Origin of the sequence: Streptomyces sp. NBC_01306 (assembly GCF_026340465.1) — a bacterium.
Lineage (GTDB): Bacteria > Actinomycetota > Actinomycetes > Streptomycetales > Streptomycetaceae > Streptomyces.
The window spans coordinates 2,222,187-2,245,577 of the sequence record NZ_JAPEPC010000001.1 but is presented as its reverse complement, the minus strand read 5'-3'; the positions used below and the strand labels follow the sequence as shown (position 1 = coordinate 2,245,577).

General features: G+C 71.5%; 16 protein-coding genes and 3 pseudogenes. 11 read left to right on the top strand and 8 right to left on the bottom strand.

Annotated features, from left to right (window positions below):
- The first annotated feature begins 80 nt into the window (after positions 1-80).
- Both eccCa and OG385_RS09610 read left to right on the top strand, forming a co-directional pair.
- Complete coding sequence (eccCa, locus tag OG385_RS09615; RefSeq protein ID WP_266853674.1) at positions 81-4,106, top strand: type VII secretion protein EccCa; 4,026 nt, start codon at positions 81-83, stop codon at positions 4,104-4,106.
- A gap of 142 nt (positions 4,107-4,248) precedes the next feature.
- On the top strand, positions 4,249-4,827 hold the full coding sequence (locus OG385_RS09610; RefSeq protein WP_266853672.1) for a dihydrofolate reductase family protein: 579 nt from the start codon (positions 4,249-4,251) through the stop codon (positions 4,825-4,827).
- 66 nt (positions 4,828-4,893) lie between these two features.
- Here the strand turns inward: OG385_RS09610 and OG385_RS09605 are convergent, their stop codons facing one another.
- The gene (locus OG385_RS09605) at positions 4,894-5,481 is read right to left on the bottom strand and encodes a TetR/AcrR family transcriptional regulator (protein WP_266853671.1); all 588 of its coding nucleotides are present in this window, start codon (positions 5,479-5,481) and stop codon (positions 4,894-4,896) included.
- Between the two features lie 141 nt (positions 5,482-5,622).
- Here OG385_RS09605 and OG385_RS09600 point away from each other — a divergent pair, with 141 nt between their 5' ends.
- Complete coding sequence (locus OG385_RS09600) at positions 5,623-6,357, top strand: SDR family oxidoreductase (RefSeq protein WP_266853669.1); 735 nt, start codon at positions 5,623-5,625, stop codon at positions 6,355-6,357.
- Positions 6,358-6,557: 200 nt separating this feature from the next.
- Here the strand turns inward: OG385_RS09600 and OG385_RS09595 are convergent, their stop codons facing one another.
- The gene (locus OG385_RS09595) at positions 6,558-6,968 is read right to left on the bottom strand and encodes a DUF3592 domain-containing protein (RefSeq protein ID WP_266853668.1); all 411 of its coding nucleotides are present in this window, start codon (positions 6,966-6,968) and stop codon (positions 6,558-6,560) included.
- A 224-nt stretch (positions 6,969-7,192) separates the two neighbouring features.
- Here OG385_RS09595 and OG385_RS09590 point away from each other — a divergent pair, with 224 nt between their 5' ends.
- The gene (locus OG385_RS09590; RefSeq protein ID WP_266853666.1) at positions 7,193-9,016 is read left to right on the top strand and encodes an alkyl/aryl-sulfatase; all 1,824 of its coding nucleotides are present in this window, start codon (positions 7,193-7,195) and stop codon (positions 9,014-9,016) included.
- A gap of 177 nt (positions 9,017-9,193) precedes the next feature.
- Here OG385_RS09590 and OG385_RS09585 read toward each other — a convergent pair whose 3' ends face one another.
- A complete protein-coding gene (locus OG385_RS09585) occupies positions 9,194-10,408 on the bottom strand; it encodes a S8 family serine peptidase (protein ID WP_266853664.1) in 1,215 nt (404 codons plus the stop codon).
- A gap of 113 nt (positions 10,409-10,521) precedes the next feature.
- Here OG385_RS09585 and OG385_RS09580 point away from each other — a divergent pair.
- Positions 10,522-10,773: pseudogene (locus OG385_RS09580) on the top strand (PaaI family thioesterase); the annotation flags it as partial.
- Positions 10,774-10,802: 29 nt separating this feature from the next.
- Here OG385_RS09580 and OG385_RS09575 read toward each other — a convergent pair.
- Positions 10,803-12,146, bottom strand: coding sequence for an erythromycin esterase family protein (locus tag OG385_RS09575; RefSeq protein ID WP_266853662.1), 1,344 nt, complete (start codon positions 12,144-12,146; stop codon positions 10,803-10,805).
- Positions 12,147-12,379: 233 nt separating this feature from the next.
- Positions 12,380-15,676: a right-handed parallel beta-helix repeat-containing protein gene (locus OG385_RS09570; RefSeq protein WP_266853660.1), complete on the bottom strand. Its 3,297-nt coding sequence runs from the start codon at positions 15,674-15,676 to the stop codon at positions 12,380-12,382.
- 261 nt (positions 15,677-15,937) lie between these two features.
- Here OG385_RS09570 and OG385_RS09565 point away from each other — a divergent pair, with 261 nt between their 5' ends.
- Positions 15,938-17,194 carry a cytochrome P450 gene (locus OG385_RS09565; RefSeq protein ID WP_266853659.1) on the top strand — a complete coding sequence of 419 codons (1,257 nt, stop codon included), beginning with the start codon at positions 15,938-15,940 and terminating at the stop codon, positions 17,192-17,194.
- Between the two features lie 99 nt (positions 17,195-17,293).
- Here the strand turns inward: OG385_RS09565 and OG385_RS09560 are convergent, their stop codons facing one another.
- Positions 17,294-17,671 (bottom strand): VOC family protein, encoded by a 378-nt coding sequence (locus OG385_RS09560; RefSeq protein WP_266860738.1) that lies wholly within the window; start codon positions 17,669-17,671, stop codon positions 17,294-17,296.
- Positions 17,672-18,139: 468 nt separating this feature from the next.
- Here OG385_RS09560 and OG385_RS09555 point away from each other — a divergent pair, with 468 nt between their 5' ends.
- Positions 18,140-18,529, top strand: coding sequence for an STAS domain-containing protein (locus OG385_RS09555; RefSeq protein ID WP_266853657.1), 390 nt, complete (start codon positions 18,140-18,142; stop codon positions 18,527-18,529).
- Here OG385_RS09555 and OG385_RS09550 read toward each other — a convergent pair.
- The gene (locus OG385_RS09550; protein ID WP_266861324.1) at positions 18,487-18,666 is read right to left on the bottom strand and encodes a hypothetical protein; all 180 of its coding nucleotides are present in this window, start codon (positions 18,664-18,666) and stop codon (positions 18,487-18,489) included. The two genes, OG385_RS09555 and OG385_RS09550, sit on opposite strands and share 43 nt — an antisense overlap.
- Here OG385_RS09550 and OG385_RS09545 point away from each other — a divergent pair.
- From OG385_RS09545 to OG385_RS09535, 3 genes and pseudogenes are all read left to right on the top strand, one after another.
- Positions 18,661-19,182: pseudogene (locus OG385_RS09545) on the top strand (RNA-guided endonuclease InsQ/TnpB family protein); the annotation flags it as partial. The gene OG385_RS09550 and the pseudogene OG385_RS09545 overlap by 6 nt on opposite strands.
- 46 nt (positions 19,183-19,228) lie before the next feature.
- Positions 19,229-19,975, top strand: a pseudogene (locus tag OG385_RS09540) (class I SAM-dependent methyltransferase); the annotation flags it as partial.
- 161 nt (positions 19,976-20,136) lie between these two features.
- The gene (locus OG385_RS09535; RefSeq protein ID WP_266853654.1) at positions 20,137-20,856 is read left to right on the top strand and encodes an A24 family peptidase; all 720 of its coding nucleotides are present in this window, start codon (positions 20,137-20,139) and stop codon (positions 20,854-20,856) included.
- 165 nt (positions 20,857-21,021) lie between these two features.
- Here OG385_RS09535 and mgrA read toward each other — a convergent pair whose 3' ends face one another.
- The gene (mgrA, locus tag OG385_RS09530; RefSeq protein ID WP_266853652.1) at positions 21,022-22,059 is read right to left on the bottom strand and encodes an L-glyceraldehyde 3-phosphate reductase; all 1,038 of its coding nucleotides are present in this window, start codon (positions 22,057-22,059) and stop codon (positions 21,022-21,024) included.
- Positions 22,060-22,260: 201 nt separating this feature from the next.
- Here mgrA and OG385_RS09525 point away from each other — a divergent pair, with 201 nt between their 5' ends.
- Positions 22,261-23,022, top strand: a complete 762-nt coding sequence (locus OG385_RS09525) for an isoprenyl transferase (protein WP_266853651.1) — start codon at positions 22,261-22,263, stop codon at positions 23,020-23,022.
- The last annotated feature ends 369 nt before the right edge of the window (positions 23,023-23,391 follow it).

Genomic DNA, 23,391 nt, shown 5'->3' with positions numbered 1-23,391 from the left:
ACGGACAACTGTTTCTTATCCGCCCGTTAACCCACAGGTAATTCAACTCTGTCTCCTTGGACCAGGAAGGCCCTGCCCTCTTGAGCACCGTCACGTTCAGGCGCCCCCCGCGCCGGCCGGGCCCGCAGCTGCCGCAGGGCGAGCTGACCCTCCAGGAACCACCCGCACTGCCCGAGTCTCAGAGCGCCATGAGCGGCGTCATCACCTATCTGCCCATGGCGCTGAGCTCGCTCGGCATGGTACTGATCTTCATCAGGCCCGGCGAGAGCAGCGGCATCCTGATGTGGGTCGCCATCGGGATGATGCTGCTGTCCGCGGTCGGCATGCTCATCAGCCAGTTCATCCGCGCGGCCGGAGACCGCAAACGGCGGCTGCGCGGCGAACGGCGCGACTACCTGCGCTACCTGGCCACCAGCCGCCGCCGTATCCGCAAGGCCATCGACGAGCAGCGGCGCGCCGATGCCTGGCACCACCCCGAGCCCGGTTCGCTCGTCTCGCTGGTGCGCGGCGGGCGGCTCTGGGAACGCCGCACCACTCATGAGGACTTCGCCGAGATCCGGGTCGCCACCGGCACCCGTCAGCTCGCGCTCACCCTCAACCCGCTCTCCACCAAGCCCGTCGAAGACCTCGAACCGCTCTGCGCACACGCGCTGCGCCGCTTCATCCGGGCGTACTCGACGGTGCCGGGGCAGCCGATCGCCGTCCGGATGCGCTCCTTCGCCCGGGTGATCCTGCTGTCCGGCAGCAAGGCCGGGGAGGAGACCGGACCCCATGGCGCGGACGCCGCCGCGACGGCCGCGCGCAATCTGGAGACCGCCCGCGGCGCCGCCCGCGCCATGGTCGGACAGCTCGCCGTGCTGCACGCACCGGAGGATCTCGCCGTCGTGGTCGTCGCCGACGGCGGTGCGATCCCGGACTGGGAGTGGGTGAAGTGGCTGCCGCACGCCCAGCACCCGTCCGACACCGACGGCGCGGGCACCTCCCGCCTCGTCGCCGAAGCCGTCTCCGAGCTGGAGCCGCTGCTGGGCGAGGAGTTCGGCGGGCGCCCGGCGTTCGAGCCGGGCGCCGAACCGAGCCGCGACGAGCCGTACACCGTCATCGTCCTGGACACCGCCGCGGTCCCCGCCGGCGCGCGGATAGCCGGGCCCGGCTACCGCAACGCCCTGGTCCTCGACGTACGCGGGGCCCTCGACGGGGCCTCCGCGCGCGGCACACTGCGCTTCCGCGTCACCCCCGACGAACTCTCGATGGTCACCACCGACCCGGACGGCAAGACCGCTGAGACGCCCGTGGGCCGCCCCGAGACCCTCGGCCCGCGTGCCGCGCGCGCACTGGCCGCGGCCGTGGCCCCGTACCGGCTGGGCGCCACCGCCCGCTCCGAGCAGCCGCTCCAGGAGGACATGGAGCTGACCGGTCTGCTCGGCATCCACGATCTGCACTCCGCCGACCTCACCCGGCTGCACGAACGGCGTGCGTCCGGCGACCGGCTGCGCGTCCCCGTCGGTCTCGCCGCCGACGGCAGCCAAGTGGTCCTGGACATCAAGGAGTCGGCGCAGGGCGGCATGGGCCCGCACGGGATGCTCATCGGCGCCACCGGATCGGGCAAGTCGGAGCTGCTGCGCACCCTGGTGCTCGGCCTCGCGCTCACCCACTCGTCCGAGACGCTCAACTTCGTACTCGTCGACTTCAAGGGCGGCGCGACCTTCCTCGGTCTCGACCGGCTGCCGCACACCTCCGCCGTCATCACCAACCTCGCCGACGAGGTAGCGCTCGTGGACCGTATGCGGGACGCCCTGCACGGTGAACTGATGCGCCGCCAGGAACTCCTGCGCAAGGCGGGCAACTACGCCTCGCTCCTTGAGTACGAGAAGGCCCGCGAAGGCGGCGCCGATCTCGCGCCGCTGCCCACGCTCTTCGTCGTCGTCGACGAGTTCAGTGAACTCCTCGCCGCCCACCGGGACTTCCTCGACCTGTTCGTCATGATCGGGCGGCTCGGCCGCAGCCTCGGGGTGCATCTGCTGCTGGCATCGCAGCGCCTGGACGAGGGCCGCATCCACCAGCTGGAGTCCCATCTCTCCTACCGGGTGGGGCTGCGGACCTTCTCCGCGATGGAGAGCCGCGGCGTGCTCGGCGTCCCGGACGCCTACGAGCTGCCGCCGCAGCCGGGCAGCGGCCTGCTGAAGAACGACGTCGGCACGCTCACCCGGTTCAAGGCCGCCTTCGTCTCCGGGCCCTACCGGGTCGTCCGCCCCGCGGTACGCCAGGCGGTCGTCGCCGGACAGGTCGTGCCGTTCCAGGCCGGCTGGGTTCCGCCGAGGCAACTGCCGAAGAGTGAAGTCGAGCCGGAAGGCACGCCCGCCGAGACGGCTCCGGCCGATGAGGCCACCGCCAGCCTGCTCACCATCGCCGTCGAGCGCCTGGAGGATTCGGGCCCGCACGCCCACCAGGTGTGGCTGCCCCCGCTCGCCGAACCGCCCACGCTCGATCTGCTGCTGCCCCCGCCCGGATCGCCCGAAGCGCGCCGCCCTCTCACCGTGCCGGTCGGCATCGTGGACCGGCCGTTCGACCAGCGGCGCGACGAGCTGACCGCGGACCTCTCCGGTGCGGGCGGGCACGTCGGCATCGCCGGTGGCCCGCAGAGCGGCAAGAGCACCCTCGTCCGTACGCTCATCACCGCCGTCGCCCGCACCCACACCCCGCGCGAGGTGCAGTTCTACTGCCTCGACCTGGGAGGCGGCGGGCTCTCCGCGCTCTCCGGACTCCCGCACGTCGGCGGTGTCACCGGCCGTCTCGACCCGGAGCGGCTGCTCCGCACCGTCGCCGAGATCACCGCGCTGATCGCCCGCCGTGAGCGGCAGTTCGCCGATCACGGCCTGGCCTCCATGGCCGACTTCCGGCGCAAGCGTGCGGCCGGTGAGTTCGCCGACGACGCCTACGGTGACGTCTTCCTCGTCGTCGACGGCTGGAGCACGATCCGCCAGGACTTCATGGATCTGGTGCCGACCTTCACCCTCATCGCGTCCCGCGGGCTCAACTTCGGCGTCCACCTGATCATCGCCGCCACCCGCTGGGGCGAGATCGGCAGCGCCCTGCGCGACCAGCTCGGCACCCGCTTCGAACTGCGGCTCGGTGACCCGGTCGACTCCGCGATCAACATGCGGGCCGCCGCGACCGTGCCGAAGATCCCCGGCCGGGGGCTCACCGACGAGCGGCTGCACTTCCTGGCCGCGCTGCCCCGTATCGACGGAGACCCCTCGGTCGACACCCTCTCGGACGGCGTGGACGCCCTGGTCCGCGAGACGGCCGCCGCCTGGGACGGGCCCAAGGCACCGCCCGTACGGATGCTGCCGCTCACCCTGCCCGCGTCCGAACTGCCCGAACCGGACGGTGACCTGCGCGTCCCGATCGGCCTGCGGGACGTCCAACTGGACACCTTCCGCCACGACTTCGAGGAGAACCCGCACCTGGTCGTGGTCGGCGACGCCGAGTCCGGCAAGACCAACCTGCTCGCCATGGTCTGCGAAGCCGTCACCCGGCGGTACGGCCCCGGCGAGGCCCGGGTCATGGTCACCGACTACCGCCGCCGCCTGGCCGGAGCCGTACCGGAGCCCTACCGCCTCGGGTACGCCGTCGGTCCGGCCCAGCTCCAGGAGATGGTCAGCGGCTCCGCCCGCGCCATGGCCGACCGGGTGCCGGGCCCGGACATCGCACCGGAGCGGCTGGCGAAACGCGACTGGTGGAAGGGCCCGCGGCTGTTCGTCGTCATCGACGACTACGAGCTGATCGGCAGCGGCGGACCCGACCCGTTCGCCCCGCTGCTGCCGTATCTGGCGCAGGGCACCGAGGTCGGGCTGCACGTCATCGTGGCCCGCAGCGCCAACGGCGCGTCCCGCTCGATGATGACCGACCAGCTGCTGCGCCGCCTCGTCGAGGCCAACACCCCGGTGCTCCAGCTGTCCTGCCCGCCCACCGAGGGGCAGATCATCACCGGCACCAAGCCGAGGCTGCTCCCGCCCGGCCGGGGTCTGTACATCACGCGCCGCAGCACGGTGCAGGTACAGACGGCGCTGCGCGACGAGCGGGCGGAGCAGGAAGCGGGGGAGTAGGCGGAGCGGGATGCCGAGGTGGGGCTGACTCCGGAGTCAGCCCCCCTATCCGAACGGCCCTGCGGGTCTACCGGCAGGCGCAGCGCCGCGCCCCTAACCTCGGCACCCCACCACGCGATCAGCCGCATCTGAGGAGCGCATCATGACCGCCGCCTACACCTTCGACGTCTTCTCCACCCTCGACGGCTTCGGCACCGCGAGCAGCGGGTGGAGCGGCTACTGGGGCAAGCAGGGCCCCGAGCTTCTGGCCCATCGCCTCGCCCTGTACGCCGAGGAGCAGCGGATGGTCCTCGGGGCCAACACCTACCGGGCGTTCGCACAGCTGCTGGCCGCGAGCAGCGAGGAGTCGGACGTACGTGACCCCTGGGTGACACGGATGAGGAGCCTGCCCGCAACGGTGGTGTCGAGCACTCTGGAAGGCCCCCTCGACTGGCCGGACGCGACCGTCGTGGCCGGAGACGCCGTCGACGTCGTCGCCCGGCTCAAGGAGGAGTCCGGGGTGCCGCTGCGCTCGCACGGCAGCCTGTCGATGAACCGGGCGCTGATGGCCGCCGGTCTGGTCGACCGCGTACAGGTGACGCTCTTCCCTGTGGTCACCGGCCGCACCGGAGAGAATCCGATCTTCCGGGGTGCGGCCGACTTCGACCTGGAACTGATCGAGTCCCGAACGCTCGACAGCCATATCCAGGAACTCACCTACCGCCCCACCCTGCATGTCTGACGCAGCGAACACGGAGCCGACCTCACGACGCGGGCCGTACTGAACCGAGGCCCGCGATGCGTGCCGTCAGCTTTGGGGGAGCTGTGGCGGTTTCAGCCCGTCCAGGATGAGGTCGAGGAGGCGTTCGGCCTGGTCCCGTTGCTCGGGTTTCGCCGAAGTGACGGCGATGCCGGCGAGGGCGGCGAACATGTCGGTCGGGCGGATGTCGGAGCGCAGCGCGCCGGCGGCGGTACCGGCTTCCATGAGGGTCGTGATGGCGGCCTGGATCATGTCGCGGCTGTGGCCGTACGGGTCGCCTCCCGAGGCGACGACGGCGCGCAGGGCTTCGGCCATGCCGAGTTTGGCGGTGACGTAGTCGATGAAACGACCTGTCCAGGCGCGCAGGGCCTCACGTGGCGGCATCGTCGCCAGGAGCTCGGGGACGGCGTCGCACAGCCGCGCCACTTCGTTGCGGTAGGCCGCCTCGATCAGGACCTCCCGGGTCGGGAAGTTGCGGTAGAGCGTGCCGGTCCCCACGCCCGCCTCCCTGGCGATCCGTTCGAGGTGGGCGTCCAGTCCCTCTTCGGTGAACACCCGCACCGCGGTGGCCAGGATCTTGTCCCGGTTGCGCTGTGCGTCAGCCCTCAGTGGCCGTCCCGCATCCCGTGCCGTCAACGGCTCGCTCCCTCATGCCTGTTTGCGAAGTGGAGGCGTGTCCACTTACAGTGCAGCTAACCGGCGGCGCCTCCACTTCCACTGTAGACGCTGTGGACGGTGCGCTGCACTCATACCCCTGTCGGGGCTTCGGAGGATCTCATGTCGGGAATCGAAGGCAAGGTCGTTGTGATCACGGGCGCCAGCAGCGGGATCGGCGAGGCGACCGCGCTGCTGTTGGCCGAGCGGGGGGCGAAAGTGGTGCTCGGCGCACGTCGGCCGGAGCGTCTTGAGGCGCTGGCCGCCCGCATCGAGCAGGCCGGCGGCCAGGCCGCGCACGCACGTACGGACGTGAAGCGCCGGGAGGACCTGACCGGTCTGGTCGCGCTGGCCCGTGACCGCTACGGCAAGGTCGATGTCCTCGTCAGCAATGCCGGGGTCGGCCGGATCTCCCCGCTGGACGAACTGCGCGTCGAGGACTGGGAGGAGATGATCGACGTCAACCTCAAGGGGGTCCTGTACGGGATCGCCGCAGCGCTGCCTGTCTTCCGGGAGCAGGGCTTCGGGCACTTCGTGAACACGGTCTCCACCGCCGGGCTGCGCATCGTGCCGCTCCAGTCGGTGTACGCCGGCACCAAGAACGCCGTACGCACCATCTCCGAGGGGCTGCGCCAGGAGGCCGGGGGCAGTCTGCGCGTCACCGTTGTCTCGCCCGGGTTCACGCGCACGGAGTTCTCGGATTCCATGGCTCCGGAGATGAGGGCCGAAACCCTCGCCCGTATGGGCGACATCGCCATCCCGCCGGACGCCATCGCCCGCGCGATCGCCTTCGCCATCGAGCAGCCGGACAGTGTCGACGTGGGCGACATCGTCGTCCGCCCCACGGCGCAGAGCTAGTGCCACGGCAGGCAACGTTTGCCCCGTCGCGACGCCCGGCACACACTCTCGCCGCACCGGCCGAAAGCCCAAGTACGTCCAGTACGGGGGCTTCCGGCCGGCACGCCGAGAGCACGCACCGAACGCCGCTCCTTGACGGGCAAACCTTGCCTGCCGCGGCACTAGCTCGCCGGATCACCCGCCGGGCACGGGGCGGTCCGTCACGCCACCGTCGACAACAGCACCCGCGCGCCAATCAGGAAGATCACGGCTCCGAAGACACAGAAGACGACCATGCCACCGCCGCCGGAGTAGCCGTCGATGGCCATCCGCTGCGGCTTGGCCGGGTCGTAGTGGACGGTGACGGGCGAGCCGGCACGAAGGCTGCTCCGCCGGCTTTTCCCTTGCGAGGACCTGACCTCCATCACCTGGCCGTTGGCGGTCTGATACTGCACCACCGGGTGGTAGCTCGACCCGCCTTCACCGGATGTCCTGGCCAGCCGGACGACGGTGCCGTACGCCCGCGCCCCGTGGCGTCGCAGCCAACGCGCCTTGAACAGGCTCGCGCCGCCCACGGCCCCGAAGAGCAAGCCGAACGCCATGACGGATATCGACCCCTGTTCTGGACCCATGAACTCTCATCTCCCTCTCGGCTGCGTTCCGCGCGGATCGGCCCGGGGCCGTTCCGTTCCCTCACCAAGAACAGACGCGGTACCGGAATGCATGGTTCTCCACAGCCGGCCCCGGACCGCAGCGGCAGGCCGTCGTCCGCCGCGGCCTCCTCGGCTTCGGTGGTCGCATGGCGCGCGAGACGTGCGTACGGGGAAAAATGTGCCTTTTGGGCTATTCATTGTCCATGGATGATCTCGACTACGCAGACAGGTCCGACTTCGAGGACGCCGAGCGGGGCTTCGTCGCCGCCCTCACCCCGGGGGTCGTCCGGGCGGACGACCGCCGGGTGATCTGGGACAGCGACGCGTACGCGTTCCTCGACGATGACTGCCCCGGCACCGCGCACCCCAGCCTCTGGCGGCAGAGTCAACTGTGCAACAAACAGGGTCTGTTCGAAGTCACCGAGGGGATCTACCAGGTCCGCGACCTGGACCTGTCGAACATGACCCTGGTCGAGGGCGACACCGGGGTCATCGTCATCGACCCGCTGATCTCCGCCGAGACCGCGGCCGCCGCGCTCGCCCTGTACCGCGAGCACCGCGGGAAGCGCCCGGTCACCGGGATGATCTACACGCACTCGCACGGCGACCACTTCGGCGGCTCCCGCGGGATCCTGCCGCACGGCCACCCGCCGGTGCCTGTCCTCGCCCCGGCCGGGTTCCTGGAGCACGCGGTCGCGGAGAACGTGTACGCGGGCGGTGCGATGACCCGCCGCGCGGTCTACATGTACGGCGCCGAACTGGACAAGGGCCCCGCCGGGCACATCGGCGCGGGGCTGGGGATGACGACGTCCAAGGGCACCATCACCCTCGTGCCGCCGACGGTGGACATCACCCGAACCGGGCAGGAGGAGACCCTCGACGGGGTGCGGATCGTCTTCCAGATGACGCCGGGCACCGAGGCCCCCTCGGAGATGAACTTCTACTTCCCCGACCGGCGCACGCTGTGCATGGCGGAGAACGCGACCCACAACATGCACAACATCCTGACCCTGCGCGGCGCGGTGGTCCGCGACACCCGCGTCTGGGCCCACTACCTGGGCGAGACGATCACCCTGTTCGGCGACCGGGCGGAGGTCGCGTTCGCCTCCCACCACTGGCCCACCTGGGGCCGGGACCGCATCGTCGAACATCTGGCAGGCCAGCGGGACATGTGGGCGTACCTGCACGACCAGACCCTGCGCATGACCAACCAGGGACTGACCGGCATGGAGATCGCCGAGCGGATCGAGCTGCCGCCGGCGATCGCGAACCGGTGGGCCAACCGTGGTTACTACGGCTCGGTCAGTCACAACGTGAAGGCCATCTACCAGCGCTACATGGGCTGGTTCGACGGCAACCCCGCCCACCTGTGGGAGCACCCGCCGGTCGAGCAGGCCAAGCGGTTCGCCGCCGACTACGGCGGCGTGTCCGCGCTGGTCGCCAAGGGCCAGGAGTACGCGGCCTCCGGGGACCTGCGCTTCGCCGCGACCCTGCTGGGGCACGCCGTCTTCGCCGCCCCCGACGACGCCACCGCCACGCAGGCACTGGCCGCGGTGTACGAAAAGCTCGGCCACGGCGCGGAGAACGGCACCTGGCGCAACTTCTACCTGATGGGCGCCCAGGAGCTGCGCGGCACCGTCGCGCACACCGCGCTGGAGACGACCAACCCCGAGATGGCGATGGCGCTCACCGTCGACATGCTCATCGACTCCCTCGCCATCCGCGTCGACGGCCCGCGCGCGTGGAACGAGAAGCTCACGATGAGCTGGAACGTCACCGACGAGGGCCGTACCTGGCACCTGCTGCTGTCCAACGGAGCCCTCACCTACCGCAGCACCGGCCCGGAGGCGAGCGACCCGGTCCCGGCCGCCGACCTGACCTTGACCCTGACCAAACCGCAACTCCTCGCCGTCCTGGCCGGCAAGGGACTGGACGGCGTCCACGTCCAGGGTGATCCCCAGGTCCTCGCGACCCTGGTCGGCCTGCTCGACACCCCCGACCCCGATTTCGCCATCGTCACGCCGTGACCGGCGCGGTGGGCCCCCTCGGTTTCGGATCTTTCGCATTCACCGGCGGGGACACTCTCATCAACCTGGTCGCGGCGACCCCACACGGCAGGCCCGTGCACGGCAGACACGTGCACGGCAGGCCCCCGGGACGACAGTCCCGGGACGGCTGGGTACAGGAGCCCTGCGGCCCCGGAGTCAGACCCCCGCGCGCCAGCCCCGGCGCCGTGCACGCGGGAGCACCACCGCGAAGAACGCCGTCAGCGCGATGAGCCCCGCCGCGCCACCGGCCACCGCGACCGCGCCCGCGTGGGCGCTGTGCCCGGTACTTGCCGCGAGCTGCGGTGCGGGTTCGGGGCGTGCGGGGCGGGGCGCCGACGTGGGCAGTACGGCTGTCACCGCGCCCGCCGGGTCGACCGTTCCGGCGCCCGTCAGTGACCGGGTGCCCGCCGCCCCCGGGTACGCCGTCGACGTCAGCCGGTCCGTGAGCTGCTGGGCGGTCAGGCCGGGACGGTAGCTGTCCACCAGTGCGGCCGTACCCGCCACGAAACCGGTCGCCAGGTCGGCGCCGCTGCCGCTGAAGTGCCCGCCTCCGCCCGGGCCGATGCTCATGAGGCTGGTGCCGGGGGCCGCGATGCCGGGGGCCGTCGCGGGCGCGGCCTTCTGGTCGGGGCCACCCCCGGGAGTGAGCGCGGCGACGGCCAGCACGCCCGGCAGCGCTGCCGGATAGGCGGCCGGTGCCGCCTCCCCGGACGAGTTGCTCGGCCCGTACGCCGGGGCCACGACCAGTGCGTCGTGCCGCACCGCATCCCGTACGGCCGAGGTGAGCGAGGCGCTGCCGCGGTTCAGCGCGAGCGGCACATCCACCACCCGGGCCCCGCCCGCCACCGCCGCCCGGATTCCGGCGGCCACCTTGTCGGCGGTCGCCGACCCGTCCGCGCCGGTCACCCGGACCGCCAGGATCCGCGCGTCGGGCGCGACCCCTGCGAACCCGACGCCGGACTTCTGCCCGGCCGCGACGATCCCCGCCACGAAGGTGCCGTGCCCGACGCAGTCCTTGCCCGCGGTCCCGCCCGACACGACATCGGGCCCGGCGGTCACCCGCCCCGCCAGCGCGGGTGCCCCGCCGGCATCGACCCCGGTGTCGACCACGGCGACGGTCACCCCGGCGCCGCGCGCGGAGGGCCAGGCCCGGGAGGGCGCGATGTACCGCTGCGGCCAGGGAGTCAGGTCGGAGTGCTTCTTCGACGGCCGGACACAACCGCCCGCCGCGGGCGGCGCGGACGAGACGGCGGGCAGCGTCGGGGAGTCGTCGGCCACCGCGGGAGCGGCCGCCCCCGCGACGGTGGCCGCGCCCGCGAGGAGCGTGACGAGGGCGGCTGTGGCCGGGAGTTGAGCGAGGCGGGGCGGCATGTGCGTGATCCTATCGACCGTGCGGCGCGGGCCGGTGCTGCGTCCCGCGGTCCGGGCCGCACCCGGCCTCTCCGTTGTGGACGCCCGGTGGACGGCGGACGAATTGCCCGCGTGACCCGGCCGGTGGCTACGCGGGCCCGACCTTGTTGCGGGAGGACAGCGAGATCCTCACCGTCGAGTACAAGATCAACCTGCCGGCGCCCGCCGTGGGCGAGCACATCGAGGCCATCGGGACGGTGCTGAAGTCCGGACGCACGCTGACCGTCTGCCAGTTGGAGGTGTACGGCGTGCACGGTGACGGTACGCGCCAGCTCGTCGCGAACGGGCAGCAGACGCTGATGGGCGTCGGCCGGCCCGCCCGGTGACCGGCTGACGCCCGGTTCGCGCCGGGGCGCTACAGCTTGCCTGCCTCCCGGACGGTGTGGAGGTGGACCAGGACGTCGTAGGCCCTGCCGACGGCGATCTCGGGCGTCTTGTCGTTCGGGTACTGCGTGCCGACGTTGTATGTCGGCCGCGAGATGTCCAGCCAGCTGCGGGCTGCGGCAGGGGCCTTGCGCAGGTCGGCGTAGTAGTCGCGGTACCGGACCTGGTCGAGCGTGTACTCGTTCGTGCCGGGACCGGCCGGGCCGACGGTGAACTTCTTCCACTCGCCGCCGAGCGCCTCGTCCTTGGAGAGGAACGCGCCCCGGTCGAAGGTGGTGCCGATGGCGAGGTAGTCCGCGCCCAGGGTGTCGCGGAGGAACGAGCCCTGGGTCTTCGGGTACGTCGTGGGGTCGGAGGCCACATAGCCTGCGTGGTCGTCGTGGGCCGACAGCAGGATCCTGCCGCCGGTGTGCCGCTGCCACCATGCCGTGGTCTCGGCCATCACCTGGTCGCGGTAGCGCTCCATGGCGGTCAGCGACTCCTGGTCGCCGGGGTCGACGGTCAGGAAGGTGTAGGTCTGGGCGATGTTACGGGCGTTCTGCAGGGCGAACTCGTAGTTGTCGCCGCCCCCCGACCTCTGGCCCTGTACGAGTTCCAGTACTTGCCGCGCCTTGGCCGCGTTCTGCTGCCGCTCCGCGAGCGGCCGGTTCAGATAGGCGATGGCGTCGTCGAGCGGGCGCAGACCGGTGAGGATCTCGTTCAGGCGCGGCAGGGACTCCGGACGGGTCCGCCGTACGTAGTCGGTGACGCTGTCGAAGACCTGCTCGTCGAGCTTGGGCGCACCGATGTCGTCGCCCAGGAAGTGGACCGGGCGGTCGGGGTGCCGGCGGTTGTGGTCGCGCATCCACCGGACGAGGGTCACGAACTCCTCGCGGTCCCAGGGAGATCCGGCCATCACCTCGTGCACGACCTGCCGCGCGTCGCGGTCACCGTCGCCGTGCTGGAGGTAGTCGTCGATCCGCATACCCGCCGACCAGCTGATCTCCAGGGCGAAGGTGGTGAATCCCTTCTGCTCCACGAGGTAGCGGAAGACCCGGTCCTTCAGGGCGAAGAACTCGTGCGAGCCGTGCGTGGCCTCGCCCACGCCGACCACCTTGGCGTCGCCGGCCATCACCCCCAGGGCGTGCAGGTCGGCCGTGCCGGCGCCCGGCTCCGTCGACCGCAGCGGATGGGCGATCCGGTCCAGTGCGCGGACGGGGGCCGACGCGACGGCCGGTGCGGACGCCGCCGGCGCTGCGTACGCGGCCGCCGCGGGGGCCAGCGTCGCGGCCAGGGCGAGAGCCGCTGCCGCGAGCCGCTTCCCGTTGCCGATCATGTGTGATCACTCCCAAGGTGTGTGCTGTCGAGCGCTGCCGAGAAGATCGTCGCGCGTGCAGCGGCCCGGGCGCGCTGGGGCCGGCCCGACACCTTCCCGGGGGCTAGCCCCCCGACCCGGGATTCAGCGTCCGGCTCCCTGGGCCCCCTGGAGGAGCGGGCCGGGAGTGTCCTGTCCCGGGCTTCCTCATGCGACATCACAGGTGGCTGCCGCTCGCGGCGGGCCGGATCAGCTCACACCACCAGGTCCTCCGGCAGCAGCAGCCGCAGTTCCCGCGGCCCCGCATCCGGCATCCCGCTCAGCCGGCCCGCCTGCCGCGTCATCATCGACTCCAGCACCCGCCGCGCGTACCTCGCGTTGCCGAAGTTCGCGTCGCGCGGCACCTCGTCGAAGTGCCGCCCGAGCCGCACCACCGTCTCCGGTGCGCAGTCGTACCCGTCGCGTTCGCACTGGCGCCGCACGATCTCCACCAGATCTTCCGCCGAGTACGCGCCGAACGTCACCCGGCGCGAGAAGCGCGAGCCCAGACCGGGGTTGGAGCCGAGGAAGCGGTCCATCTCGCGCTCGTAACCCGCGACCACCACCGCCGTGTCGTCCCGGTGGTCCTCCATCAGCTTCACCAGGGTGTCGACCGCCTCCTGGCCGAAGTCCGAGCCCGAGCCGCCCGCCGGGGTCAGCGCGTACGCCTCGTCGACGAAGAGCACACCGCCGCGCGCCCGCGCGAAGACCTCCTGGGTGAGCTGGGCGGTGTGCCCCACATAGCGGCCCACCAGGTCCGCCCGCGCCACCTCGATCAGCTGGCCGCGCGGCAGCACCCCGAGCGCGCCGAGCAGTTCCCCGTACAGCCGGGCCACCGACGTCTTGCCGGTGCCGGGCGGGCCGGTGAAGACCAGATGGTGGCCGACCGAAGGGGCAGGCAGCCCGGCCGCCCGCCGTCTGCGCGCCGTCGCCAGCAGATTGACCAGGTCCTGCACCTGCGACTTGGCGTCGTCGAGGCCCACCAGCGAGGCCAGTTCCGCCATGATCGCGTCGAGTCTGGCGGCGTCGGCCGGCTCGCTCTCGCCCGCGCCGATCGCCGCCGCTGCCTGCTCGCCCACGTCCGAAGGGAGCAGCGTCGTGAGGTCCTCCTCGGAGACCTCAGGCATGACGGCGAGCCGCAGCGCCTGCCGGTCGATCAGCTCCTCGAAGACCTTGCGGGCCGCGCGCGCGTTGCCGAACGACGTGTCCTTGTGCATCCGCTCGAAGTGCACGGCCAGCGCCCGTTCGGTCTCCTCGCCCACCGTGTAGCGGTTCTGCTCGCACAGCAGCCGGACGATGGTGATCAGCTCGGGGACCGTGTAGTTCTCGAACTCGACCGTACGGTTGAAACGCGACGCCAGGCCCGGGTTGGAGGCCAGGAAGGTGTGCATCTCGGAGGAGTAGCCGGCCGCGATGACCACCACGTCGTCCCGGTGGTCCTCCATCAGCTTCACCAGCGTGTCGACCGCCTCCCGCCCGAAGTCCGCGCCGCCGCCCGAAGGGCCGCCCTGGGTCAGCGCATAGGCCTCGTCGATGAACAGCACACCGCCCAGGGCCTCTTCGAAGACCTCGGTGGTCTTGATCGCGGTACCGCCGACCACCTTCGCCACCAGGTCGGCGCGGGCCACCTCGACCAGATGGCCGGACCGCAGGACCCCCAGCGTCGCGAGGATGCTCCCGTACAGCCGGGCCACCGACGTCTTGCCGGTGCCGGGCGGGCCCGCGAACACCAGATGGCGGGCGGTGGCCGGGACGGGGAGCCCCGCCTCGCGGCGCCGTTCGGCCAGCCGGTTGAGGTTGACCAGGGTGGCGACCTGCTCCTTCACGGCGCGCAGACCGACCAGTTCGTCCAGCCGCGCCAGCGGGCCGCGCGGGTCACCGGGGGCGCCTTCCTGCCCGTCGCTCTCGCCCGTGATGTCGGGCTCGCCGTTCTCCTCGCTGGTCAGCCGGTCGAGCACCAGCTCGCCCGCGGTGGACCCGCGGCGTACGCCCGCGCCCTTGTTCCCGGTGACCGTGCACCCGGCGGCGCGCACCCGCAGCCCGCTCACCGTCCGCAGTCCGTCCCCGCCGCCCGCCGCGAACACGCACTCGGTCAGCTCGGCGCTCGCGTCCGCCCCGATGCTCGCCCCGTGCCGGCCCGCACCGCGCACCCGTACCCGTACGGCCGTCAACTCGGCCCCCGCGCCCTCCAATTCGAGCCCGTCGGTGCCGGGTGTCCCGATCTCGCAGTCGACGAGCGTGACTGCGCCGCCCGCCAGGACCGAGACACCGGCCCGTGCCGCGGACCGCACGGCCGTGCCCTGGAAGGACGGCCTGGCCTCCCCGGCGCGGATGCCGCAGCCGCCCGCCGACGTGACCGTGCACGCCTCGGCCTTCCCGCGGGCCCCGTCCCGTACGTCGATGCCGTGCCCGCCGGTGTCCGTCACCTCGACCCGGCGCAGCACCGGATCCGCACCGTTCGTGACGACGATCCCGTGCCCGGCCGCCCCCGTCACGGTGACCCGGTCAAGCCGCGCGGTGCTGGCGCCGGTGAGCAGGATGCCGTCCGCCGCGCCCTCGGCCACCTCGGTGCGGACCAGCACGGTGGACGAACCGTCCTGGACGAGCACGCCGGCCGAACGGGCCCCGGTGACACGGGCGTCGGTGAACGTGCCGCGCGAGCGCCCGGTGACCGCGATGCCGTGACCGCCGGGCCGGTCGACCCGCAGCCCGGTCAGCTCGGGATCCGTGGCGCCCGACAGGGTGACGCCGTGGGTGGTGGACCCGGTGGCCGCGCAGTCGGTCAGTACGGTCTGCGCGGCCGTCGATATGTGGAAACCGATCACGCAGTCGACGGCCCGTACACCGGTGAACCTGGTCGTGGCGTTCTCCTCCACGGCGACACCGGGCTTGACGGTCCGCTCCACGGTGACATCGGTGAACGAGCCGCGCGCCCGGCCGTTGGCCAGCACGCCGTTGCCCCCGGCGTCCCGGACCGTGCAGCCGCGCACCTCGGTAGCGGCGTCCTCGCCCAGCACGATGCCCGAACTGCCCAGCCGCTCCAGCACACAGCCCTCGACGACGCTGGTCCGCGACGACAGGTCGACGATCCCCGCGCCCGCCGGATTGCTCACGGTGGTGTCGCGGATGGCGAGCGAGCCCTCGTCCCTGGAGAGCAGCGCGGCCCAGGAGTTGCCGAACACCTCGCACTCCTCCAGGGCCGCCTGACCGTGCGGCACATCCACCACCGGCTCGTCCTCGTCGCCGCCCCCGCCCGCGACCAACCGCAGACCGGAGAGCTTCACCGCCTCGGCGAGCACCTGTACGGCGCTGCCGCTGCGCGGTGCGATCTCGACCGTGCCGCCCGGCTCGTGGGCCACGACGGTGACCAGCTTCGTGACGACCAGGTTCTCGTCGTACCGCCCGGCCCTGACGCTGATCACCGAGCCGCCGCGCGCCGCGTTCAGCGCCTCGCCGATGGTGCGGTGGTCGCCCGCGCCTGCCGGGTCCACGACGATCAGATGGCGCGCCACAGGGGCTCCCTCATGCTCGGTACTCCGGTCGGCCGACGGCCGCCCGACCGGAGACCATCATGCCAAGGGACCGGACGGGGTGATCTCCGGCCCGCACCCGCCGGAGCCCGGCGCGGACCATCCGATGACAAGCCCCGAGCCCGGCCCTGCGCCCGGCTCCGGGTCAGTCCCGAGACACCCCTGAACGTGACCCGGCCCTTCAACTACCGTGCTGGTGACCCGCTCTCGCGGACCGGGAGTCCGCCCACCCGAGGAGTGACCATGTCCACCGCCCAGGACATCCCGAACACCCCGAACATCCCGGACATCCTCTCGCCGGAGTTCGCTGCGGACCCGTACCCCGTCTACCGCGCCTTGCGCGAGCACAAGCCGTTGCTCTGGCACGAGGCCATGCAGAGCTATGTCGTCTCGCGGTACGAGGACGTGGAGCGGGTCTTCAAGGACCGCGAGGCCGCCTTCACCACGGACAACTACGACTGGCAGCTCGAACCGGTACACGGCCGGACGATTCTTCAGCTCAGCGGGCGTGAGCACGCGGTCCGCCGGGCCCTGGTCGCGCCGGCCTTCCGGGGCAGCGACCTGGAGCAGAAGTTCCTGCCGGTCATCGAGCGCAACGCCCGCGAGCTGATCGACACGCTGCTCGACGGGGCCGCTCCGGGGACAGGGTCGGGGACCGTGGACCTCGTGGAGGGGTTCGCCACGCGCTTCCCCGTCAACGTCATCGCCGACATGCTCGGTCTGGACAAGGCCGACCACGCCAAGTTCCACGGCTGGTACACGTCGGTGATCGCGTTCCTCGGGAACCTGACCGGGGACCCGGAGGTCGCTGCGGCGGGCGAGCGCACCCGCCAGGAGTTCGCCGCGTACATGATCCCGGTGATCCAGCACCGCAGGGAGCACCCGGGCGACGACCTGCTCTCCGCGCTCTGCGCTGCCGAGGTCGACGGGGTGCGGATGAGTGACGAGGACATCAAGGCCTTCTGCAGCCTGCTCCTCGCGGCCGGCGGCGAGACCACCGACAAGGCCATCGCGAGCATCTTCGCCAATCTGCTGGCCCACCCGGAGCAGCTCGCCGCGGTACGGGTCGACCGCACCCTCATCGACCGGGCCTTCGCCGAGACCCTGCGTTTCACCCCGCCCGTCCACATGATCATGCGGCAGACCGCGAAGGAGGTCACCCTGAGCGGCGGCACGGTCCCGGCCGGCGCCACCGTGACCTGTCTGATCGGCTCGGCCAACCGCGACGGCGAGCGGTACGCCGACCCCGACACGTTCGACATCTTCCGTACGGACCTGACGTCGGCCACCGCGTTCTCGGCGGCGGCCGACCATCTGGCCTTCGCGCTGGGCCGGCACTTCTGTGTGGGCGCCCTGCTCGCCAGGGCGGAGGTGTCGACCGGGGTCGGCCAACTCCTGGACGCCCTGCCGGACATGCGCTTCGAGGACGGTTATGTCCCCGTCGAGCAGGGGGTGTTCACCCGGGGGCCGCGGGAGGTCCGCGTACGGTACGGCACCTGACCATCAGGCGGCCCGCCCACCGGGGGCCCGCCCCACCGGGGTCGACTCACCGGCGGCCGGCTCACCGGCCCCGGTGGGCCGCCCGCCGGCGGGCGCGGTTCAGCCCGCGTTGCCGTACGGCTGGGTGATGACTTCCATGGCGTGCCCCGACGGATCCAGGAAGTAGACCCCGCGGCCGCCGTGCAGATGGTTGATCTCGCCGGGCTGCTTCTTGTACGGGTCGGCGTAGAAGTCCGTACCGGTGGCCCGCATCCTGGCGAAGATCCCGTCGAAAGCCTCCTCGGGGACGAGGAAGGCGTAGTGCTGGACGGGGAGTGGCGACCCGGGCGGTACGGTCGCGAAGTCCAGGGTCACGCCGTTGCTCAGCTCCACCGGGACGAAGGGGCCCCATTCGGCCCCGGCCCGCAGACCGAGCACGGTGGCCAGGAACTCGGCGGACTCCCGGTTGTCCCGGGAGGGAACGATGGTGTGGTTCAGCTCGACGGGGAAGGGCCGGGATGCCGGATCGGCCCCGGGCTGTGATGCTGATCCCGGTACCACTGCCCCTGGCCCTGCTGTTGTTTCTTCCACCGCTACTGCTGCTTCTGTTGCTGCTGCTTCTGATTCCGACACTGTGGAATGCCTCCAACGGGCATCTCACGGGCCACCTCCACGCCTCACCCGGCCGGTGACCGACGCGCGATGCCGTACGGCCCACCCTAGGGCGTGTCCGGCCCACCCGCACGGGGTCATTCGCGCCACCCATGGACCCGGACCTGTGCGGACAACTCGGCTCGGGCGGGCGGCGGTTCACCGGCTGCTTCACCCAGCCAGGTGAATCAGGGCAAGCATGCACGTTTCTGCACCGCGGCGCTTCCTAAGGTGTGTCACGTCGCCCAGGCCCTCGCAGGCCGGCCCGTTGCCGCCGACCGGACCGATGCCACAGCGACCGAACGGGGGTCCGTCATGGATACGAAGGACGAGCACACGGAACACACAGAGAAGTCACAGCGCACGGAGCCGTCGGGCCCGGCCGCCCGCAGTTACACCGCGGGCCGTTTCACCGTGGTCGAGCTGCGCGGCGAGATCGACCTCCTCGCGGCGGGCCACATCCGTGAGTGCACCGACGCCGCCACCGCGCCCCAGGGCGCGCGCGTGATCGTCGACCTCCGCCCCGCGACCTTCATCGACTGCGCGGCGCTGGGGTTGCTCTGCCGTGCCAGACGGCGGGTGCTCGACCGCGGCGGCTCCATCGACCTGGTCTGCACCCGCGCGCTGCATCTGCGGATGCTGCGGGTCACCGGCCTGGCCGGTTACTTCCCGAGCAGCCCCACCGTGGCCGAGATCTCGGCCTGAAGGATCCGGCCCGCGGCGTCCGCGTCGCCCCGGCGGACCGCCGCCACCAGTGCGGTGTGCGGTTCGTCGCCGTGGTTCGGGTCATGGCTGCGCAGGCCGAGCAGCGCCACCAGCTCGATGAGCCCTTCCCGCAGCACGGGGACGAACCGGTCGAACCGCGACTACGGGCCGTCATCCGGAACTTCACCCCGCGCGACCCTGTGACTCGTGTCCGGTTCCAGGGCGTCGGACACATCAAGGTCAACCAGCACCGTCCGGTGGTCGGCAGGGTCAAAACGCACGAAGACCTGAAGATCCGCAACATGATCAAGGCCCCGGCACCGAAGCCCGATCCCGAGCAGGCAGGCGGATTCCTGCCCAACGGAGCGGCGGCGAAGGCCGGACTCAACCGCAGCATCGCCGATGCCGGATGGGGGGTGTTCCTGATGATCCTGCACGCCAAGGCTGAAAGCGCCGGACGGGAAGTGATCGCCGTGGACCCCTGCAACACCTCCCGGACCTGCCCCGAATGCGGGCACGTCTCAGCGGAGAACCGGCCTACCCAGGAGAAGTTCCACTGCGTCAGCTGCGGCCACAACGCGCACGCCGATACAGTGGGAGCCACCAACGTTCTACGGGCCGGGCTGGTCCGCCGCGACGCCAACCCGGCCTAGCGAGAAGCCCCCGGCTACAGCCGGAGGAGGAGTCACGTCCAGGACCTTTGAAGAGCTGGTGGCCGAGGCCGACTCCGTATCCGTCGACGGCTGGGACTTCTCCTGGCTGGACGGGCGTGCCACCGAGGAGCGCCCGTCGTGGGGGTACGCCCGTGCGATGGGGGAGCGGATGGGCCGGGCATCGGCCGCCCTCGACATCCAGACCGGCGGCGGGGAGGTGCTGGCCGGGGTGGCGAAGCTGCCGCCGCTGACGGTGGCCACCGAGGCCTGGCCGCCGAACGTGGCCAAGGCCACCGCCCTGCTGCATCCGCTGGGTGCGGCGGTGGTGGCCGACCCGGACGAGCCGCCGCTGCCCTTCGCCGACGGGGCCTTCGACCTGGTCGTCAGCCGCCATCCGGTGAAGGCCCACTGGGAGGAGATCGCCCGGGTACTGGCCCCCGGCGGTACGTACTTCTCCCAGGAGGTCGGCCCGGCCAGCGTCTTCGAGCTCGTCGAGTACTTCCTCGGCCCGCAGCCCGAAGCGCGCAAGGGACGCGACCCGGAGGCGGCGCGCACCGCGGCGCGGGCGGCGGGGCTGGAGGTGACCGATCTGCGGCTGGAGAGCCTGCGCACCGAGTTCTTCGACATCGGCGCTGTCATCTACTTCCTGCGCAAGGTGATCTGGATGGTGCCCGGTTTCACCACGGAGGCGTATCTGCCGCAGCTCCGGGCCCTGCACGAGCGGATCGAGGCCGAGGGACCGTTCCTCGCGCACACGACGCGCTTCCTCATCGAGGCCCGCAAGCCGCGGTGATCCCCCCTTTGATCCCTTGGCCCGGTGTCCACCGGCTGTAGTGGCCCGCCCGCCCGCCCGCCCGCACGCCCGCACGCCCCTCCCCGGCCCGTGCCCGCCCCTTCCGGGAGGGCGGCGCATGACCCGGACCCCGTTCCCCCGGCCGGTCTAAACTCGGCCGGGTGTCTGCCGCGCTGATCGTCGTACTCGCCGCCTGCTTCGGCGCCGCCGTGGGGACTCTGCTGCCGCGCCCCGCCTACCGCCTCGCGGTGGCCCCCGGGACTCCCTGGCACGGGGCCACCCCGTCGGGGCAGCCCATCGCCGGCTGGCTCGGCCCGGCGCGCGGGACCGGCGGCTGGTACGGGCCCAGTACACCGGTGACCGCCGCGGTCACCGCCCTGTGCTGCGCCGCGCTCGCCGCGGCGGCTGGGCCGGTCCCCGAAGCGGCCGTCTGGGTGCTGCTCGCGCCCGCCCTCGTTCTGCTGGCCCTGGTGGACCGCGCCGTGCAGCGGCTGCCCGACGTCCTCACCCTGCCCATCGTCGCGGCGACCGCGGCCCTGCTGGGAGCCGCGGCGCTGCTGCCCGGCGCGCGGGGCTCGTGGACGGGCGCCCTGCTCGGCGGACTCGCCCTGGGCGGCGGTTACTTCGTGCTCTTCCTCATCAACCCCAACGGCATGGGCTTCGGCGACGTCAAACTGGCGGCCGGTCTCGGGGTGGCCCTCGGCTGGTACGGCTGGGGGGTGCTGCTGCTCGGCACCTTCGCCGGGTTCGTCTACGGCGCGCTCTACGGCGTCGGCCTGATCCTGCGGGGGCGCGCGGGCCGCAAGACCGCGATGCCGTTCAGCCCCTTCATGGTGGCGGGCGCGCTCACCGGTCTGCTGCTCGGCGGCTTCGGAGCGTAATCCCGGAGCGCCGGGGGGCACGGCGTGGCCCCAGCACGACTTATGAAGGGTTATGGTGGAAACCCCCCCCTCGGGCCGGTCCGTATCCCCCCCCACGGACCGGCCCGTTTTTTTATGCCCCGATTCCCGGCGCTGCGCTTTCCCGCCCCGCGCCGCTTCCGGGGGTCAGCTCCGGCCGGCCCAGATGTTGGTGCCCGCGGTGTCGACGGCGAACGAGTCGATCTCGGTCAGCTCCTCGGCGGAGAGCGGAGCCGCCGCGAGGGCCGCGACGTTCTCGTCCAGTTGCTTCACGCTGGAGGCGCCGATCAGCGCGGAGGTCATCCGCGGATCGCGCAGCACCCAGTTGAGTGCCAGCTGCGCCAGGGACTGGCCCCGCCGCTTCGCGATCTCGTTGAGCCCGTTGAGCCGGCGTACGACCTCGTCCGAGAGCAGATCCGGGTCGAGCGACTTGCCCTGAGTGGCACGCGAACCCTCCGGGATGCCCTTCAGATACTTGCCGGTGAGCAGGCCCTGCGCGAGCGGCACGAAGGAGATGCAGCCCATTCCGGCCGTCTCCAGGGTGTCGAGCAGCCCGTCGTCCTCGGTCCAGCGGTTGATCATGGAGTACGAGGGCTGGTGGATCAGGGCGGGGACGCCCATCTCCTTGAGGATGCGGGCGGCCTCCGCGGTCTGCTCGCTGTTGTACGAGGAGACCCCGACGTACAGCGCCTTGCCCTGCTGCACGGCGGAGGCCAGCGCGCCCATCGTCTCCTCAAGAGGAGTGTCCGGGTCGAAGCGGTGGGAGTAGAAGATGTCGACGTAGTCGAGACCCATCCGCGTGAGCGAGGCGTCCAGCGAGGACAGCAGGTACTTGCGCGAGCCCCACTCGCCGTACGGGCCGGGGTGCATCAGATAGCCGGCCTTGGTCGAAATGACCAGTTCGTCCCGGTAGGGGGTGAAGTCCTGGGCGAAGAGCTTGCCGAAGTTGAGCTCGGCGGAGCCGGCCGGCGGGCCGTAGTTGTTGGCAAGGTCGAAATGGGTCACACCGGTGTCGAAGGCGCGGCGGAGGATCTCACGCTGCGAGTCGAGCGTGCGGTCGTCGCCGAAGTTGTGCCACAGGCCGAGCGAGACAGCGGGGAGTTTCAGCCCGCTGCGGCCGCTGCGCCGGTACTCCATGGAGTCGTATCGGTCATCAGCGGCGGAATAACGAAGAGAATCAGTCACAGGCCCCTCCTTATCACGGACTTGTGACAGGCCGGGTTGGGCTGTCATGACCCCTGCGCAGTACTGTGGCGGCTCGGGCGATTGCCACCGCACGGAGGTCCGGACTCAGTGCTGTGCCGTCCTGGGGGTACGCCTCCCGGGACCCCAGCCGAAAAGCACGTCGGGCAGGGCGTCCGGCACGACATCGCGAGGTGAATCGCAGTGAACTTGCGCGACCTGGTGTACGGGCTCTACGCACGTCGGGTGGAAGGCCGCCTCGACCACGACCAGGTGCCCAAGCACATCGGACTCATTCTGGACGGCAACCGGCGCTGGGCCAAGGCGTCCGGAGGCACTGCCGCGGAGGGCCACAAGGCCGGGGCCGACAAGATCACCGAGTTCCTCGGCTGGTGCGCCGAGACCGAGGTCGAGGTCGCCACGCTCTGGCTGCTGTCGACGGACAACTTCGACCGCCCGCAGGAGGAGCTGACCGCGCTCTTCGGCATCATCGAGGACACGGTCAGGGGCCTCGCGGCGGACGGCCGCTGGCGGGTCCACCACGTCGGTGCGCTCGACCTGCTCCCCGGCCACACCCAGGCCGTCCTCAAGGAAGCCGAAGAGGCGACCACGGGCAACACCGGGATACTCGTCAATGTCGCGGTCGGCTACGGCGGGCGCCAGGAGATCGCCGACGCGGTCCGCTCGCTCCTGCTGGAGCACGCCCAGAAGGGCACCTCCTTCGAGGAGCTGGCCGAGACCGTCGACGTCGAGCGCATCTCGGAACACCTCTACACGCGCGGCCAGCCCGACCCGGATCTGGTGATCCGTACCAGCGGGGAGCAGCGACTCTCCGGGTTCATGCTCTGGCAGAGCGCGCACTCCGAATATTACTTCTGCGAAGTTTTCTGGCCCGCTTTCCGCAAGGTCGACTTCCTGCGGGCGCTGCGCGACTACGCGGCCCGCCACCGGCGCTACGGCGCCTGAGCCTCCCCGGCCCGCGCCCGCCGCACCCCCGTTCGCGCTCTCTTTGCACCCTTTCGGGTTATGGCCTGAACTATGCGCTTTCCGAGGGTGGACACCCGGTGGCGCGCAGACGTCGCGCCGGTCAGCCAAGGGTGACGGCCGGATGAAAACCTCCCGGTACGCACCGCCGCTGGCAGGAACCGGTCGTACGCCTTGGCATGGCAACGGGCGTTCGCGGGAATACCCCTTCCAGGTCGACGTCCGGTCCACGGATGTCGTATCTCAGTGAGCGGCCCGGTCCGCTCGCCCGGGAGGCCCTTTGCACCAGGACGACCGTGCGGTGAGCGCGGGCGACGTGGAGGGCCGGGTCCGGCCTCCGCGCTGGTGGGG

Excerpts from the sequence above, each read along its gene's own strand:
- OG385_RS09595 (WP_266853668.1), bottom strand. The coding sequence starts at position 6,968 with ATGGGTCCAGAACAGGGGTCGATATCCGTCATGGCGTTCGGCTTGCTC.
- OG385_RS09610 (WP_266853672.1), top strand. The coding sequence starts at position 4,249 with ATGACCGCCGCCTACACCTTCGACGTCTTCTCCACCCTCGACGGCTTC.
- OG385_RS09590 (WP_266853666.1), top strand. The coding sequence starts at position 7,193 with ATGGATGATCTCGACTACGCAGACAGGTCCGACTTCGAGGACGCCGAG.
- OG385_RS09585 (WP_266853664.1), bottom strand. The coding sequence starts at position 10,408 with ATGCCGCCCCGCCTCGCTCAACTCCCGGCCACAGCCGCCCTCGTCACG.
- OG385_RS09555 (WP_266853657.1), top strand. The coding sequence starts at position 18,140 with ATGGATACGAAGGACGAGCACACGGAACACACAGAGAAGTCACAGCGC.
- OG385_RS09565 (WP_266853659.1), top strand. The coding sequence starts at position 15,938 with ATGTCCACCGCCCAGGACATCCCGAACACCCCGAACATCCCGGACATC.
- OG385_RS09575 (WP_266853662.1), bottom strand. The coding sequence starts at position 12,146 with ATGATCGGCAACGGGAAGCGGCTCGCGGCAGCGGCTCTCGCCCTGGCC.
- OG385_RS09600 (WP_266853669.1), top strand. The coding sequence starts at position 5,623 with ATGTCGGGAATCGAAGGCAAGGTCGTTGTGATCACGGGCGCCAGCAGC.